General features: G+C 68.1%; 10 protein-coding genes. 5 read left to right on the top strand and 5 right to left on the bottom strand.

Features of this window, described 5'->3' with window-relative positions; translation table 11 throughout:
* Nucleotides 1-116: 116 nt before the first annotated feature.
* From AB0P35_RS35535 to AB0P35_RS35555, 5 genes are all read right to left on the bottom strand, one after another.
* Nucleotides 117-1,544: a glycoside hydrolase family 43 protein gene (locus AB0P35_RS35535; protein WP_363519223.1), complete on the bottom strand. Its 1,428-nt coding sequence runs from the start codon at nt 1,542-1,544 to the stop codon at nt 117-119.
* A gap of 425 nt (nt 1,545-1,969) precedes the next feature.
* Nucleotides 1,970-2,377, bottom strand: a complete 408-nt coding sequence (locus tag AB0P35_RS35540) for a hypothetical protein (RefSeq protein WP_363519226.1) — start codon at nt 2,375-2,377, stop codon at nt 1,970-1,972.
* A 210-nt stretch (nt 2,378-2,587) separates the two neighbouring features.
* On the bottom strand, nt 2,588-5,689 hold the full coding sequence (locus tag AB0P35_RS35545) for an RICIN domain-containing protein (protein ID WP_363519229.1): 3,102 nt from the start codon (nt 5,687-5,689) through the stop codon (nt 2,588-2,590).
* A gap of 310 nt (nt 5,690-5,999) precedes the next feature.
* Nucleotides 6,000-8,051 (bottom strand): family 43 glycosylhydrolase, encoded by a 2,052-nt coding sequence (locus AB0P35_RS35550; RefSeq protein WP_363519232.1) that lies wholly within the window; start codon nt 8,049-8,051, stop codon nt 6,000-6,002.
* Between the two features lie 387 nt (nt 8,052-8,438).
* On the bottom strand, nt 8,439-10,670 hold the full coding sequence (locus AB0P35_RS35555) for an alpha-L-fucosidase (RefSeq protein WP_363519235.1): 2,232 nt from the start codon (nt 10,668-10,670) through the stop codon (nt 8,439-8,441).
* Nucleotides 10,671-11,101: 431 nt separating this feature from the next.
* Here AB0P35_RS35555 and AB0P35_RS35560 point away from each other — a divergent pair, with 431 nt between their 5' ends.
* From AB0P35_RS35560 to AB0P35_RS35580, 5 genes are all read left to right on the top strand, one after another.
* Entirely contained in the window at nt 11,102-12,163 is a 1,062-nt protein-coding gene (locus tag AB0P35_RS35560; protein WP_363519238.1) for a sugar ABC transporter substrate-binding protein, read from the top strand.
* A 44-nt stretch (nt 12,164-12,207) separates the two neighbouring features.
* The gene (locus tag AB0P35_RS35565) at nt 12,208-13,773 is read left to right on the top strand and encodes a sugar ABC transporter ATP-binding protein (RefSeq protein ID WP_363519241.1); all 1,566 of its coding nucleotides are present in this window, start codon (nt 12,208-12,210) and stop codon (nt 13,771-13,773) included.
* Nucleotides 13,766-14,806: an ABC transporter permease gene (locus tag AB0P35_RS35570; RefSeq protein WP_095878005.1), complete on the top strand. Its 1,041-nt coding sequence runs from the start codon at nt 13,766-13,768 to the stop codon at nt 14,804-14,806. The genes AB0P35_RS35565 and AB0P35_RS35570 overlap by 8 nt, the downstream gene beginning before the upstream one ends.
* A gap of 90 nt (nt 14,807-14,896) precedes the next feature.
* The gene (locus AB0P35_RS35575) at nt 14,897-16,222 is read left to right on the top strand and encodes an L-fuconate dehydratase (RefSeq protein WP_363519243.1); all 1,326 of its coding nucleotides are present in this window, start codon (nt 14,897-14,899) and stop codon (nt 16,220-16,222) included.
* A gap of 27 nt (nt 16,223-16,249) precedes the next feature.
* Complete coding sequence (locus AB0P35_RS35580; protein ID WP_363519246.1) at nt 16,250-16,687, top strand: RbsD/FucU domain-containing protein; 438 nt, start codon at nt 16,250-16,252, stop codon at nt 16,685-16,687.
* Nucleotides 16,688-16,758: the final 71 nt, after the last annotated feature.

Raw genomic sequence — 16,758 nt, forward strand, 5'->3', positions numbered from 1 at the left:
GGTGTTGTCCCAGGCCTTGGTGCCGTCATGAGGGCCGTGCGGACCCGGGGAGTTGGGGTGACGCATCCGTGCCGGCGCCGCCTGGAGGCGCCGGCACTTCTGGCTGCCGGGCCGGTTCAGCTCGTCACGCGGAAGGTGGCGTCGCTGCGGCCGGTCGCGGTGGTGATCGGGTCGAGCTTCAACTCGTAGGCGTAGTGGCGGATGTAGCGGTCAGGGAAGTTGTAGGACTGGAACGACGACCAGGTCGGGTCGGCGAGGCCGGCGACCTGACGGAACGTCGCGTCCTCGGCGAACCGGATGGTGCCGTCGTTGCGGACGAGCTGGAAGTCGTAGTTCGCGTGGCGCAGGAAGTAGCCGGGGAAGTTCACCGACTCGAAGGAGACCGTTCCGGTGCCCGCAAGACCCGGCCGCAGCCGGAACCGGGAGTCGTCCAGCGGGCTGACATTCGCGTCGATCCGCACGTCGAAGTTGCTCTGGCGGACGTACCGGTCCTGGAAGTTGAAGGACTGGAGCCGCTGGGCGGGGGTGTTGGGCCAGCGGGAGAGCACGCGGCTCTCCTCGGCTGCCGTCAGGGTCGTGATGGCGCCGTGGCGCTTCGCGGTGCCGCCCATGTCGTAGCTGGTCGTCGGCTGGAGCCGGTAGGTGCTGACGTCGAACGGGTTGGTCGTCAGGATCGGCCTGTACTCGCGTACGCCCTGCGGGTTGTTGTAGTCGATGTAGAGGGCCCACTCGGCACGGTCCCTGAACTTCATCCAGACCGGGCCTTCGACCACGTTGCCGGTGAGGCCGATGCTGGAGAGGTTGCCGAGGTTGGTCCACGTCCCCAGGATCGAGTTGCTGCCCTCGACGTTGTTCTGGCCGTCGCCGGACACCCTCAGGTAACGGTAGGGGCTGGTACCCGCGGGCACCTCGGTCATCTGGGTGTCGACGACCGGCGTGGTGCCGGGCGGGTCGATCCAGATCTGCGGGGTGGTGATGGTGCGGAAGTCCGTGGTGCGGGCGGAGTAGATGCGGTACTTGAAGATCCCGTTCACGGTGGCGTTCGTCGCCCAGTACAGGACGTAGTCGTTGGTCTCGGGGTTCCAGATCGCCTCCGGCGCCCAGGCGTTCTTCCCGCCGGGAATCAGTCCGGCGGCGCCGAGCAGCCACGGATTCGACCACGTCACCAGGTCCGTCGACTCCCACACCACGAAGTTGGGGCTGCCGTTCTGGTAGGTCGAGCCGCAGCGGACGCACAGGTCGGTCGCGATGATCCAGTACCGGCTGCCGTCGGGAGAGCGCACCAGTGCGGGGTCGCGCACCCCCTTCGTGCCGATCACGGAGTTCAGGACCGGCGCCCCGCCGTTGAGGTCGTTCCAGTGCAGGCCGTCCGTGCTGTGCGCGAGGTACAGCATCTGACCGGTCGCGGAATCGCCGGTGAAGTGGACCATCAGGTAGCCGGGATCAGCAGCGGCCGCCCGCTGGGCTGTGGACAGGGCTTGGCCTGTGAAGAGGAGGCCGACGGCGAGCAGCATCACCGACAGCCGGACGCGAAGCGCGAACATGGACATCTCCTGATCGTTCTGTACATGCACCAGGGCGAAGGGAGGAACTGGGGTGGCGGGCGGGCTCGGTCTCGGTGGGGCGGGACACGGTCAGTGCCGCACGACGCAGCGGGGCAAGGCCGTCCGACTGACTGTCTCTTTCCGAGTGCGGCACGTGACGGCGGGGGTACACAGCCCGGTTTCGCGAGTGGTCGGGCGGCGCCGCTCCCAGGTCACTCGTGTGAACCGGAGGTGACGCCGCTGTTTCGCTCGAATGAGATTGTTAGCGCTAACAATTGGCGCGACAAGAGGAAGCGCTCGCAGTTACCCAATCTTGATCTGCTGGCCCTGCTCAACCGCCGCCGCAGCAGGCGCTGTTGAGGGCAGGACGCCTCAACCGCCGTCCGCGCGGTCAGGATCTTCATGGTCGGCGGCCGCCGAACCGATCACCTCCTGCGAAATTCCCCGAGGCGAGCAGCCTGATGGGGAACACCTCGAAACGGAAGGTCCGCCGGCTCGAACAGGACCGGGGCGACCGGATGGGTAAGCATGACAAGGTGATGGAGAGGAACAAGCAGTTGGAACACGAGATGGAGGAGGTGGTGAAGACCGTCGAGAACCTGTGACCCGTGCGGCCGGCCCTGCGCCCGGCGCCGCAGCACCGATCCTCGCCCGCCCTGCGGCACAGCCGTACGCACGCCTCGTACCTCCGGACGAGCGGGCGCCTCCTGCAGGGCCAGGTCGCAGCCTTCGGCGTCGCAGACCGCGAAGATTGGCCGGATCATCTGCCGGGGCTGGCGCAGCCCCGGCTTGCTGTAGCCGTTCTCGGCCGCGAACGCCGCTGTGGCCGACATGAGTTCTTCGTATCCGCGCAGGCCTGGCCCGCCTGGGCGCAGCGGCCGGCCTCCCCCGCCCGGCACGACCCCCCGGCCGCGCAGGCCATCGTGATCCCCCGCGCGCCGCGGGGTTCCCCGCTTCGCCGAGGAAGCGAGGAGCCCTGCGGTCGGCCCGGGTGGAGGCGGCCCGCCGGAGCTGCGCCGGGGCTGCTTCCTTCGCGGACCGGGTCAGTCCACGTTGACCACCTTCCACACCTGGCTGTCGCCGTTCGTGTCCGTCGCCTGGGCGAGCTGAGTGCCTCCCGAGGACACGTCGAGCACCTTGCCGCTGTTCACGTTCTTGATCTTGTAGTCGCCGTTTCCGGTGGCGACCAGTGTCCAGTGCTGGTTCGCGGCGTTGGTGTCGGCCGACTGGATGATGAACGCACCGTCCGCGGTGGAAGCACCGCTGACGTCCATGACCAGGGCGCTGTTGCGGCTGACGACCTTGTAACTGCCGTCACCCACCGGGACGAAGCGCCAGTTCTGGTTCCCGGCTCCGGAGTCGGTCCACTGGATGACGTTGGCTCCGGCGGACAACGATCCGCCTGACACGTCGACCGCCTTGTTGCTGCCCTTGTTGACCAGCTTGTAGTTGGCGTTCGTCGCGGGGAACTGGATGGAGGCGAAGGCGTCCACCGCGCAGACGGTGGAGGAGGCGGCGGTGTTCTTCGTCCCGGTGCACACCACCCTGATCGTGTGCGGGCCCGCGGCCAGGTTCGTCTTCTCGAACAGCGGCACCTGCTTCGTCACCGTCGGGGCGTAGGCGTCGATACCCGCCTGGGTCAGGGTGCCGTCGATGTAGACGTCCACCTTGCCCATGTTCGGCTGCGTCATGCTGAGGTACCGCACGCCCGTGCCGGTGAACGAGAACTCGGCGTAGTTGCCCGCGGTGCTCGTGACCTTCTCGGACCCGTTCACGTCCTTCGAGTCGTTCCAGTTCGACCAGGACCCGGAGTACGTCACGCCCGCGGCCTTGTCGTCGACGTGGCTCCAGCGCTGCCGCACGAGGGCCTTCGACGCGGCGGACGCGTTCCCCTGGGCGTCCACGACGTAGAGCCGGTAGTCACCCGCCGTCTGCGGGACACGGATGCTCGTCGCGGTGCCGCTCGCGCTGGTCATGGTGGGACCGGCGGCGAACGTCGTCGTCCCGGCGGGAGCCAGCCACAGCGTCTTCGTCGCGTCCTTGGGGCTGCGCACCGCAACGGTCATCACGCCCGTGCCGGCGAACGTGCTCGCGGGCAGCGCGTAGTCCTGCGCAGCCGTGACCGCGGCGGGCAGGAGGTTCTTGTAGGCCTCCTCCAGACCCGCGTTCAGGGCGATGCTGTACGCCTGCGACGGCCACACGTTGTCCCCGTAGCCCCGCACGTCCGTGATCGTGCTGTTCGGGACGCTCCTGCCGGCGATCTTGTTGACGGTGCCGTAGTTGTTGGTGAGGCTCAGGTCGTGCTGCCGGCCCCAGGTGCCGGAGTTGATGGCGAAAAACACGCCCGGGTCGACGTCGAGCACGTTGTCGTGCTCGTTGATGAAGGCGGAGCCTTCATCGGGGTGCAGGCCGTACTTGTGGCCGGCAGGGACGCCCTTGATGTAGTTGTTGCTGATCTCCGTTCCCGGCTGGCTGCCCAGCGTGTAGATGGGAGCGGAGTCGCCGAGCACCAACATCGTGTCGAAGATCTCGTTGTACTTGATGGTGTTGTTCTTGGCCGTGGTGGTCGGGTTCCCGGGATTGACGGAGTTCGTCGAGCCGTCGAAGTTCCACCACCCCCAGCCGAGCGTGATGCCCGCCCACGGGGACTTCTCGATCCGGTTGTGCTGCACGGACAGGGAATCGACGAAGTACGCCGACACGGGGCTGGAGCCCTGGAACAGCACCGCGCTGTCGTAGAGGTAGTTGTCCGTGATCGAGATGTTCTTGCAGAGTCCCTCGGCGTTCACCGGGTACTTCTCGTGGTTGGTCGAGGTGTAGTCCCCGATGTACACGTGCTGGGGGTGTCCCACGGTGATGGCGGACCCGGCGATGTCGTTCGTGACGTTGCCGGTCAACTGCGTGTCCGTCACGTCGTTGGCCAGGGTGATCCCGTCGGCGCCGGTGTGCTGCACCGTGTTGCCCTGCAGGACGATCCCGTCGGCGTTCTCGATCTGGACGGCCGCGGGCGGCAGGTCGACGTTGCGGTAGGTGTACGCGTGGAAGTTCTTCCTGGCGTACACGTTGGTGCTGGCGTTGCCCTGCTGGCCCTGCCGGAAGACGGAGCCCGCGACGTTGACCAGGTTCCAGTCGGAGTGCTCGATCGTGAGCCCGGAGAACGTGATGTTCCGCGCGTGGTCGGTCGTGGACGTGCCGGTGACGTGGATGAGGGTGGAGAGGTTGTTCGGCGCGAAGACCTGCGCCGTCGTCATGTCATCGGAGCTGGACTTGTAGTAGTAGACCGTGTGCGTGCTCTTGTCGAAGTAGAACTCGCCCGGCTGGTCCAGGAACTCGAACGCGTTCGTGATCGTGTGGCTGCCGCTGCCGGCGACGAAGCCGGCGTACGCCGATCCCTGGGCCATGGCCGCGCCAGGTTGCTGGAACAGAGCCACCCGATTGGCGCCGTCCGAGCTCGTGGTGATCTGGCGGACTCCGACGATGGCCGTGTTCCAGGTGCTCATCGACTTGATCTCGACGTCGTCCTGGTTGGAGGCGATGGCGGGCAGATCGGAGAGGCTGTACTTGGCTCCGTCGCACTGCGAACCTGGCTCCCAGGCCCAGGGAGCCTGGCCTGCCGTGACGCTGTAGGTCCCGTAGCATCCGGCCGAGTTGATCGTCTTCGACGCCATCTGAGCGCGCTTGTCGTTGACGTAGAGCGCGCGGAGCTTGTCGTCCCGGTTGAGGGTGGCCTTCCAGATGTTCCCGCTGTGCTGCGTCCAGCCGGTCACCTGAACGCCTCCGTCCAGGACCGGCTTCTCGCCCGGGAAGGCGGCGTAGACGACACGGTGCCCGTTCGTGCCGGAGTCGGCCGAGGTGAAGTCGACGGTGCTGCTCACCGGGTAAGTGCCGCCCCGGAGAAGGACGTTGATGTCCCCGGTCATGTTGCTGTCGACCGTGCGCACGACGTCCCGCGCGTGCTGGAGGGTCTTGAACGGCGCCGTGATGGTGCCGGGGTTGGCGTCGTCACCGCCGGGGGCGACGTAGTACGTCGCCTGGGTCGCGGCCGCGGCCGGGGGCGGCACGGCGAGGGAGGCCAGCAACGTGGCGGAGACGGCCGCCACAAGCGCCACTGGCGCCTTGCGGACGACGGAGGTGAGGGGTTTCATCCTGATCCATCCTGGTGGGTCGGACGGTCGAGCAGACGCTCATCGCGACTCGGCGAGTTCTGGGTGAAATTAGCCGCCCTATCGCCAGCCACGTCAAGGGTTTACGCACGCTTCATTTCGATAGCACAGTGCATCGATACTCTCCGGGGTGGGATTATGTCCGGTAACTGCCTATAGGCCCCTTCTCTCCTCGGTGTCGTTGACACGCAATCTCACCGGCAAATGAGTACTACTCATTTCCGAAGTGCGAACGAGCCAGCCCCGCTGCCCATCGGGCGGCGGGGCCGGTGCGGGAGCGTCGAACCACCCCCTAGCCGGTGACGCGCTGGAAGGTCCACCGCTGGTTGGTGCTGCCCCTGTCGGAGTACTGGATCAGTGCGGCGCCGTCGGCCGTACCGCCCCCGCTGACATCGAGCACCTTGCCGCTGTTGCGGTTGACCAGGGCGAACTGGCCGCCGGCCTGCGGGCGCAGCTGCCACTGCTGGCTCGCCCGGCCGTCGGCGGTGGCCTGCACGACCCGTGCGCCGTCCGCCGTCGAGGAGGCCGCCACGTCGAGGACCTTGCCACTGTTGACGCACGTGATGGTGTGGTAGCCGTCCGCCGTGGACTGGAAGGTCCACTGCTGGTTCGGCACGCCCTTGTCGGTCCACTGGACCAGGCCCGCGCCGTCCGCCTTCGAGGCGCCGCCCACGTCGGCGACCTTGCCGCTGCGCACACTGACGATCTTGTACGCTCTGGTGGGCCCGACGGTGTACTGCACCGAGTCCACGTCGACGTAGCCGGTGCCGTTCGGGTTGTAGGTGTAGAGGCCGACCCGGTCGCCTCGGTAACCGCCCCAGGTGAGCTGGTAGGTGCCGCCGAACGAGGTGAAGGTGTTCCCGTCGAGGCTGTAGGAGAACCGGCTGACTCCGCTCACGTCCCACGAGGTGCGCAGCCACACGGCGTTCTGGGTGATCACCGGACCGTCGGTGAGGGTGCCGTTGACGTTCTGCGAGATCGTGGTGGTGGTCCCGGAGCACCGGACGCCCAACCCCGCGTAGGTGGACGCGTAGTGGCACAGCCCGGCGAACTGCCCGTCGGCGAGGCCGGCCAGTTCGATGCGGACGGTCACCGTCGCGCCGCCGGCCGTGCGCAGCACGCGTTGCGTGAGGGTGTTGCCCACCTTGGTCAGGTTGTTGGCCGCCAGCGGTGCGAACGCCTTCAGCCGAAGGTAGCCGGGGCGTTCGGTCAGGGACCAGTGGTCGGCGCGCGGCTGGTAGTACCACTCCCACTGCGGCTTGAGCCGGGTGTCGGTGAACAGGTCGCTGGTGACCACGGGGGGCAGCGCGTCGACCGGTAGACCGGGCGTGCCGCCGGCGGGCACCTGGCCCGTCCACACCATGCTGCCGATGCCGTCCGCACCGACCTGGCCCAGGATCGGCCAGCCGTCCACCCAGGTCACCGGCAGCAGGGACAGCGGCCGCCCCTCCCAGTCGCCGTGGCCGTGGTGCGTCACGAAGTACCAGGTGCCGTCCGGAGCCTGTACCAGCCCGCCCTGGTTGGGCTCGCGGTCCACCGAGGAGTTGACGTGCTCCAGCTGCCGGGTCTCGAAGGGGCCGTAGAGGCTGGAGCCGCGGTTCATCATGAGGACCCGGCCCTCGGGCTTCACCTCGCTGTACAGGTGGTAGTAGAGCCCGTTGATCTTGTAGAGCTTGTTGGCCTCGCTGCCCGGCGACTGGTGGATCACCGTGGACGGGCCGACCAGCGACTTGCCGTCCTCGGACAGCTTGAACAGGTGGATCTTGTAGCCGTCCGAGTAGTGCGTGGTGACCAGGTAGCCCTGCCCGTCGTCGTCCCAGAACGGGCACGGGTCGTCCCAGCCGGAGGTCCGCCACAGCGCTGTCAGCGGATCCCACGGCCCGGCCGGCGAGGGGGCCGAGGACATGAAGAAGCCCTCGTCGGGGGTGTTGAAGTACACCCAGTACCGCCCCGCGTGGTAGCGGATGGACCCGGCCCACACGCCGCGGCCGAAGCGTCCCATCCGGTCCCAGTTCAGCAGCGGACCGATGGCGGTGACGTCGTCGACCACGCCGCCGAGCGTCCGCCAGTTGACCAGGTCCGTCGAGTGCAGGACTGCCACGCCGGGCGAGTACCCGAAGGTGCTGGTGATGCCGTAGTAGTCGGCGCCGACCCGGATGCAGTCCCAGTCGCTGAAGTCGCCCGGGAGGACGGGGTTGACGTAGGTGCCGTCGCCCTGGTCGCCCCACATCCCGGCCGGAGGCACGGCTGCCGCCGCCCGGCCCGGTGGCAGCAGGCCCGGCAGTAGGAGCGCCCCCGTGCCGACCGCCGCGAGCCGGCCGAGCTGACGTCTGGTGATGTCCACAGTCCCGTCCTTGGTCAAGGGAAGCCCGCCAGGCATCAGAGGCATTGGCGGCTTCTTCGAGCGAGGCATGATGTGAGTGGCCCGGGCAGTCGGGCAGAGGCCGCTTCGAACCGTTGGAGGGAAACGGCCCTCCGACCCCACGCCGGGTCCCCCGGATCGCGCACTGATGTTAACGCTCACAATTCGGGTGCCGAGACGACCGCCAGGGGGCCGTTCGGATCAGGCCACCACTTTTGACGAACTCCCGGCCTCCGTCAAGACGTCCGGCATGAACAGCGGCCGGAGCCGCCGGGGCTGCTGCGTCAGGAGAACGTCCAGGTCACAGACTCGAACGTACGGGGCCGCAGGCCGTTGCGCCTGCGACCCCGTACCGGCGGTGTCCGGTGGCTACACCGCCGTGATGGTCCACAGCAGGTTGGAGCTGCTGTTGTAGGTCCACTGCTTGGTCACGGAGCCCGACGCCACGCTGCCGCCGCCGTCGAGGACCAGACCGGTGGCGCGGTTGGCGATCGAGTAGCCGTAACCGCTCCGGAGGGTGATCTTCCACTGCTGGTTGGTGCTGCCGTTCCACTCGGCCTGCCGGGCCGCGGAGCCGGCCGTGGTGGCGCCCCAGCCGTCGGCGACCATGCCGTTGGTGCGGTTGACCAGCTTGTAGTAGCCGCCGCCCACGTCGACCGCCTGCCACTGGAGGTTGGTGCTGCCGTTCCAGGTCCACTGCTTGAGGTTGGACCCGGAGGCGACGTTGCCACCGCTGTCCAGGGCGAGGCCGTCGGTGACGTTGGTGAGCCGGAAGTACGTCGACGGGTTGAACTGGACCTTCAGCGAGGTGATCTGGTCGTTGTTGCCGGTGGCCCTGAGGTCGGGGTTGTCGGCGGTGAAGGTCCAGGCGGTGCCGGTGAAGTTGTCCGCCGAGTAGCCGATGACCTGGAAGCCGGGGGAGGTACGGATGGAGGAGATGGTGGCCGCGCCCACACCGGCCGCAGCGAGGTCGGCCGCGGTGTACTCGCCCACGGCCAGCGCGGCGGAGGCGCCGGTGTAGTTGACGTCCTTGAAGGCGACGGCGCCGGGGGGCGGCAGCAGGTCCGGGATGGTGCCCGAGAAGGAGAGCTTCAGGACGTACGCGTTGGCGCTGTACGGCGCGGAGGAGGGCAGCGTGACCGTGAGGCCGGAGGCGCTCTGCACCTGTGCGGCCAGGTCGATGGCGGTTCCGGCGGTGGAGCCGAGCAGCTTCACCGCGGTCAGCGACGAGAGGTTGATCCGGTCCGAGCTGAGGGTCCTGATCGTGAGTGAACTGCCGGGCCAGCCAAGGATGGTGGCGTACAGGACGTTCCCGGCCTTGTTGCGGGTGAAGCGGATGTCCTGCGGCGTGCCCGCCGTCGGGTTGGTGAAGGAGCCGCCGCCCATCTTCGTCGGGCCCTCGCCGTACACCGTCCAGGCGCGGGTCGAGTAGATCGACTCGCCGAAGCGCTTCAGGTGGTCGCCGATGCCGAGCAGGACGTCCTTCTGCCCCTGGGGGATGGTGCCGTCGGCCATCGGCGCGATGTTCAGCAGGACGTTGCCGTTCTTGCTCACCCGGTCGATCAACGAGTGCAGCATCTGCTGGATGCTGTAGTAGCCGATGCCCTGCGTGTAGCACCAGCTGCTGCTGGAGATGCTGTCGTCGGTCAGCCAGTACGGGCTGGTGAGGTCCGCCGGGCCGCCGCGCTCGTAGTCGAAGACCTCGCCCTTGTTGTCGAGGCCGTCCTTGTAGGTGGCGACGACCTCGCGGCCCCAGGAATTGGCCTGGTTGTAGTAGTAGGACAGGAAGTTGAGGCGCTGCGTCTCGTCGACCCTGTTCAGGTCGAAGTCCTGCCAGAGGATGTCCGGCTGGGCGCGGTCGATGACCTCCTTCAGCTTGTCGTACCAGAGCTGAATCTCCTGTGCCCTGTCCAGCTGCCCGTAGAGCTTCTTCAGGCTCGGGTCCGACTGTGCAGGGGCGCTCTCGTAGAAGCCGTTGAAGTTGAAAGCGTGGTGCATGGCCACCAGCAGCTTGAGGTTCTTGGCACGGATCGCCGTGGAGAACAGCTGCAGCAGGTTCAGCTTCGGGCCCTTGGCGGCCGAGTTCCACTCGTTGACCTGGCTGTCCCACATGGAGAAGCCGTCGTGGTGCTCGGCGACCGGTCCGGCGTACTTGGCGCCGGCGTCGACGAACAGCTGCGCCCACTCGTCGGGGTCGAAGTTCCCGCCGGCCGACTTCAGCTTCGGCGCGAACTGCACGGTGTTGCCCGCGAGGTCCTGCGCTCCGTTGATGAAGTTGTGGTAGGGCCAGGCCGACGGCTGGCCGTAGGTGGCGATGTGGTGCTGGTTGGCCGCGCTGCCGGACTTGTACATGTTCCGCGGGTACCACTCGCTCTGGTACGCGGGAACGCTGAAGACCCCCCAGTGGAAGTAGATCCCGAACTTGGCGTCCTGGAACCACTCCGGGGCTGCCGGGTGCTGGTCGACCGAGTTCCAGTCGGGAGTGTAGGTGCTCGGTGCCGCCTGTGCGACGCCGGCCGCGAGGCCGCCGCCGGCGATCGCTGCCGCAGCCACACCTGCGGCTGCGGACAGGAACTGACGTCGGTTCAGAGAGCTTGCCATGAGGACATCCCTTGGCTGGGGGAAGCGGAGACGGGCTGGACCGAGGGACATGTGACGCGCACGTCCCTGGAGCGCCGGAGGTTACGCACGAAGTTCGTCCATGTAACGCCCCGATGTCAACGGGCGTGCAGGGATGAAAACGGCCACCAGCCCGCTGCTTTGCCCTTCTATCGAGACATATGTCCCATTTGCCATGCGCCAGACATGGAATGTTTGGCGCATGCGATGTCATTGATGGGATTGATTTGCACCGCCGGCCACCTTGCGGCCATTCAACAAGCCGAGCTTCCAGCAATTTTGTCCGCCGCCTAGACAGCAGTGCGGGTCGGCACCTATATATACATCCCATCTCTCCGATGCGGCGGCGCACGGCAGCCGTCGCCCGGCACAGCTCTCTCTCCCGCTCAAGGGACCAGCGCGAGGAAGTACCGATGAGACTCAGGACCGCACTCTGCTCCATCACCTCAGCCATGTCCGCCCTTGCACTGCTCAGCGCCTGCAGCGGCGGCTCCGGCACCGCGGCGTCGGGTGGCGCGCCGCTGGTCGGCGTGGACTACCCGCGTTCCGACACCGACTTCTGGAACTCGTACATCAAGTACACGCCCCAGTACGCCAAGGAGCTGGGACTGGACCTGAAGACCACCAACTCGCAGAACGACGTCGCCAAGCTGACCGCCAACGCGCAGACGTTCATCAGCCAGGGCGTCAAGGGCCTCGCGATGGCTCCGCAGGACACCGCCGCCATCGCGCCGACGCTGGCGCAGTTGGAGGCGAAGAAGATCCCGGTCGTCACCGTCGACACCCGCCCGGACACCGGCAAGGTGTTCATGGTCGTGCGCGCCGACAACCGCGCCTACGGCGAGAAGGCCTGTCAGTTCCTCGGCACGAAGCTCAACGGCCAGGGCAAGGTCGTCATGCTGGAGGGCGGCCTGGACTCCATCAACGGCCGTGACCGTACAGAGGCGTTCAACGACTGCATGAAGAAGAACTACCCCGGCATCAAGGTGTTCGGCGAGGCCACCAACTGGGACGGCGCGGTCGCTGCACAGAAGCTGCAGACCGACCTGACTGCCAACCCGGACATCAAGGGCGTCTACATGGAGTCCAGCTTCGCCCTGTCCGGCACGCTCCAGGTCCTCAAGCAGAAGGGGCTGCTGGTCGACCCGAAGGACCCCAAGCACGTGTTCGTCGTGTCCAACGACGGCATCCCGGAGGAGCTGAAGTCCATCGGCGAGGGCAAGATCGACGCCACCGTCTCCCAGCCTGCCGACCTGTACGCCAAGTACGCCCTGTACTACCTGAAGGCGGCGATCGACGGGAAGACGTTCGAGCCCGGCAAGACCGACCACGACAGCACGATCATCCAGGTCCGCGAGGGTCTGCTGGAGGACCAGCTCTCCGCTCCCCTGGTCACCGTCGACGGCGGCACCTACGGCGGCGAGGCCAGCGTCAAGAGCGACGACAGGTCGCTGTGGGGCAACAACCTCGGCTGATTCTTCCTACGGAACCAACGGCTCACGAGCACAAGGCGGTTGAGATGAGCGACGGGGAGCGAGCAGTCACCCCCGCGCCCGCCCCGGCGGACGACGGGCAGGTCCCCGCAGCCCCGCCCGTCGTCGAGGCGACGGGCATAGTCAAACGATTCGGTCCGACGGTGGCCCTCAGCGGCGCCCGGATCACCATCAGGCCCGGCGAGACCCACGCGCTCGTCGGCCGCAACGGAGCGGGCAAGTCGACCCTGGTGTCGGTCCTCACCGGCCTGCAGGCCCCCGACGAGGGAACGGTCACTTTCGGCGGCCGCCCCGCACCACGCCTCGCGGACCGCGACGCCTGGCGACAGCGCGTGGCCTGCGTCTACCAGAAGTCGACGATCATCCCCACCCTGACCGTCGCCGAGAACCTCTTCCTGAACCGGCACGACCACGGCCGCAGCCGGCTCATCAGCTGGCAGGGTGTGCGCCGGCGGGCGCAGGAGCTGCTGTCGACGTGGTCGGTGGACGTCGACCCGCAGACCGCGGCCGGCGAACTGAGCGTGGAGCAGCGACAGTTCGTGGAGATCGCCCGGGCGCTGTCCTTCGGGGCACGGTTCATCATCCTGGACGAGCCCACCGCCCAGCTCGACGGGGCGGCCATCACCCGCCTCTTCGAGCGCATCCGCGAGCTGCAGCGCCAGGGCGTGACCTTCCTCTTCATCAGCCACCATCTCCAGGAGGTCTACGACATCTGCGACATGGTGACGGTGTTCCGCGACGCGGCGCACATCGTGACCGCGCCGGTCGCGGAGCTCCCCCGCGCCAAGCTGGTCGCCGCGATGACCGGTGAGGCTGCGGTCGACCGGCTGCAGGTGCGGTCGAGCAGCCTCGACCGCACCACCCCGCCTGCGCTGTCCGTGCAGGCGCTGGGCAGTGACGGCTCTTACCATGACGTCACCTTCCAGGTGGGCTCCGGGGAGATCGTCGGACTCGCGGGCGCCGCCGGCAGCGGTCGCACTGAGGTCGCCGAGACCGTCGTGGGGCTGCGGGCGGCCCAGGCGGGCGAGGTGGAGATCGCCGGGCGGCGGCCCCGGCCGGGCAGCGTCCCCGCCGCGCTCGCCGCAGGCGCCGGGTTCGTCCCGCAGGACCGGCACCATCAGGGCTTCGTACCCGACATGTCGATCGCGGACAACGCCACGCTGTCCGTTCCTCACCGGCTCGGCAAGAACGGCTTCCTCAGCCGTGACCGACGGGACCGGCTCGCCGACAACATGATCGAGAAGCTGGCGATCAAGACGCCGGGACCCGAGCTGCCCGTCTCCGCGCTCTCGGGCGGCAACCAGCAGAAGGTCGTCATGGCCCGCGCTCTGGCGGACGATCCGCGTCTGCTGGTGCTGATCAACCCGACCGCCGGGGTGGACGTGCGCTCGAAGGAGTTCCTCCTCGGCAAGGTCGAGGAGACCGCGGAGTCCGGCACCGGAGTGCTCATCGCCTCCGACGAACTCGACGACCTGCGCATGTGCGACCGGGTCCTGGTGATGTTCCAGGGCCGGGTGACCTCGGAGATGGCCCGCGGCTGGCACGACCACGAACTCGTGGCCGCGATGGAAGGAGTGGACCTCAATGCCTGAAACCGTCCTCGCGGACACAGCCGCCCGGGCCGTCGGACCCAAGCCCAGGCGCACCGCGCTGCTCGGCGGCCGGATCCCCCTGGCCCGTCTGCGCGACCTCGCCCTCGTCCCCGCGATCGTCGTCATCGCGATCGTCGGCCAGATCGTCAATCCGGTCTTCCTGCAGGCCGACAACCTCATCAACGTCCTGCAGACCATGTCCGAGATGGCCCTGCTGGTCCTCGCCCAGACGATGATCCTGATCGTCAAGAAGATGGACCTGTCGCTGGAGTCCACGATGGGCCTGGCGCCCGGTGTCGCGGCCTGGCTGGTCGTCCCGGTCGGCGCCGGACACGGACTCGGTCTGCTCTCCGGCGCCTGGGCAATCCCTGTCACCCTGGCCGTGGGCGCGCTCGTCGGCGTGATCAACTCGCTGCTGATCATCCGCTTCGGCCTCAACGGCTTCATCGTCACCCTCGGCATGCTGATCGTGCTGCGCGGCATCCTCACCGGCATCTCCGGCGGCCAGACCTTCTTCCAGCTGCCGGACTCGATGCTCTACCTCGGCACCGCCCAGTGGTTCGGCATGCCGGCCTCCATCTGGATCTGCCTGGCCCTGTTCGCCATCGCCATCGTGGTGCTCGGCTGGACCAGCTTCGGCCGCTCGCTGTACGCCATCGGCGGCAACGTCGACGCGGCGAAGGCGGGCGGCATCCGTACCGACCGGGTGCTGTGGATCGTCATCGTGACGGGCAGCGTGCTCGCCGCCCTCGCCGGCCTGATGCTGTCCGGGCGCCTGGCCTCGGTCGCCTCCGCGCAGGGCAACGGCTACATCTTCACCGTCTTCGCCGCCGCCGTCATCGGCGGGATCAGCCTGAACGGCGGCAGGGGGACCATGTTCGGCGCGTTCTGCGGCATCCTCCTGCTCTTCATGATCCAGAACGTGCTCACGCTGGCGGGCGTCCCCGCCCAGTGGATCGGTGCTCTCAACGGCCTGATCATCCTGATCGCGCTCGCCATCTCCCGCATCACCGGGGGCAAGGTCCAGGAGTGACCCGGGCGGCTGCCGTCGCCGCCCGTCCTCCGCCGCGTTCACGTCTCGCCACGAGGGGATCGCCCCCGTGTTCCTCACAGGAGTTGCCGCATGTCCTCGCCCGTGCCCGCATCCGCCCGCATCACCGCCCTGGACGTCCTGGACGTGCGGTTCCCCACCTCCGAACACCTCGACGGCTCGGACGCCATGAACCCCGAGCCCGACTACTCCGCCGCCTACGTGGTGCTGCGCACCGACGCCGGGGACGGACTGGAGGGCCACGCTCTCGCCTTCACCACCGGACGCGGCAACGACGTGCAGGCCGCGGCCATCGCGGCCCTCGCCCCGTACGTGGTCGGCCGGTCCGTCGAGGACGTCTGCGGCGACCTGGGGTCCTTCTCCCGCTCGCTCGTGCACGATCCGCAACTGCGCTGGCTGGGCCCGGAGAAGGGTGCCATCCACATGGCCACCGGAGCCGTCGTCAACGCCGCCTGGGACCTCGCCGCCAAGCGCGCGGGCAGGCCCGTCTGGCAGTTCCTCGGCGAGATGTCCCCCGAGGAGCTGGTCTCCCAGGTCGACTTCCGCTGGCTCAGCGACGCGCTCACCTCCGAGGAGGCGCTGGACATCCTGCGCCGCGCCGAACCGGGCCGTCAGGAACGCATCGCCCGTCTTCTGGAGCGCGGCTACCCCGCCTACACCACCACGCCCGGCTGGCTGGGTTACTCCGACGAGAAGCTGGCCCGCCTGGCCGGCGAGGCCGTCGCCGACGGCTTCACCCAGATCAAGCTGAAGGTCGGCGCGGACCTGGAGGACGACGTACGGCGCATGCGGGTCGCCCGCGAGGCGGTCGGCCCGGACGTCCGCATCGCCGTCGACGCCAACCAGAGGTGGGACGTGGCACCCGCGATCGACTGGATGCGTACCCTCGCCCCCTACGACCCGTACTGGATCGAGGAGCCCACCTCCCCCGACGACATCCTCGGCCACGCCGCCGTCCGCAAGGCGATCGGCCCCATCAAGGTCGCCACCGGCGAGCACATCGCCAACCGGGTCGTCTTCAAGCAGCTGCTGCAGGCCGGCGCGGTGGACATCGTGCAGATCGACTCCGCACGCGTCGGCGGCGTCAACGAGAACCTCGCAATCCTCCTGCTCGCCGCGAAGTTCGGGGTTCCGGTCTGCCCGCACGCCGGCGGAGTGGGGCTGTGCGAGATGGTCCAGCACCTGTCGATGTTCGACTACGTCGCCGTCTCCGGCACCACCGAGGACCGGGTCATCGAGTACGTCGACCACCTGCACGAGCACTTCGTCGACCCGGTCCGCATCACCGACGGCCACTACCTGGCACCGACCCTGCCCGGGCTGAGCGCACAGATGCACCCGGCCTCGCTCAAGGAGTACACCTACCCCGACGGCCCGGTCTGGACCGCCCGTGTCTGACGCCCGGATCCTCGAGGAAGGCACCTCGTGCTGCTGACCGAACTGCTGCACCCGGGCATCCTCGAAGCCCTGGCGGGCGCCGGGCACGGAGCCCGGGTCCTGCTCGCCGACGGCCACTATCCGGCGAGCACGGCCACCGGCCCGCGAACCAGGACCGTCCAGCTCAACCTGGCGCCGGGTCTGCTGGATGTCACCACCGTGCTCGACGTCCTGCTGCGGGCTCTGCCCGTCGAGGCGGCGCACGTGATGGTGCCGCCCGAGGGCGAGCCGGAGCCGCCGGCCATCGCCGAGTACCGCTCGATGCTGGCGCCCGTCCCCGTCGGGACGCTCGGCCGTTTCGAGTTCTACGACGCCGCCCGGTCACCCGACCTGGCCCTCACCGTCGTCACGGCCGACATCCGCACCTACGCCAACCTGCTGCTGACCATCGGCGTCCGCGCTGAAGAGACTCGGGAATCACGATGACGCTTGCTGTTCGTTACACGGCTGCTCGGACGTTGGACACGGCCGTGGTCGGGCCGTGCGAGCCCGGTCCG

Source organism: Kitasatospora sp. NPDC085879 (assembly GCF_040686255.1).
Taxonomy (GTDB): domain Bacteria; phylum Actinomycetota; class Actinomycetes; order Streptomycetales; family Streptomycetaceae; genus Kitasatospora.

Excerpts from the sequence above, each read along its gene's own strand:
- AB0P35_RS35535 (WP_363519223.1), bottom strand. The coding sequence starts at position 1,544 with ATGTTCGCGCTTCGCGTCCGGCTGTCGGTGATGCTGCTCGCCGTCGGC.
- AB0P35_RS35540 (WP_363519226.1), bottom strand. The coding sequence starts at position 2,377 with ATGTCGGCCACAGCGGCGTTCGCGGCCGAGAACGGCTACAGCAAGCCG.
- AB0P35_RS35545 (WP_363519229.1), bottom strand. The coding sequence starts at position 5,689 with ATGAAACCCCTCACCTCCGTCGTCCGCAAGGCGCCAGTGGCGCTTGTG.
- AB0P35_RS35555 (WP_363519235.1), bottom strand. The coding sequence starts at position 10,670 with ATGGCAAGCTCTCTGAACCGACGTCAGTTCCTGTCCGCAGCCGCAGGT.
- AB0P35_RS35560 (WP_363519238.1), top strand. The coding sequence starts at position 11,102 with ATGAGACTCAGGACCGCACTCTGCTCCATCACCTCAGCCATGTCCGCC.
- AB0P35_RS35565 (WP_363519241.1), top strand. The coding sequence starts at position 12,208 with ATGAGCGACGGGGAGCGAGCAGTCACCCCCGCGCCCGCCCCGGCGGAC.
- AB0P35_RS35570 (WP_095878005.1), top strand. The coding sequence starts at position 13,766 with ATGCCTGAAACCGTCCTCGCGGACACAGCCGCCCGGGCCGTCGGACCC.
- AB0P35_RS35575 (WP_363519243.1), top strand. The coding sequence starts at position 14,897 with ATGTCCTCGCCCGTGCCCGCATCCGCCCGCATCACCGCCCTGGACGTC.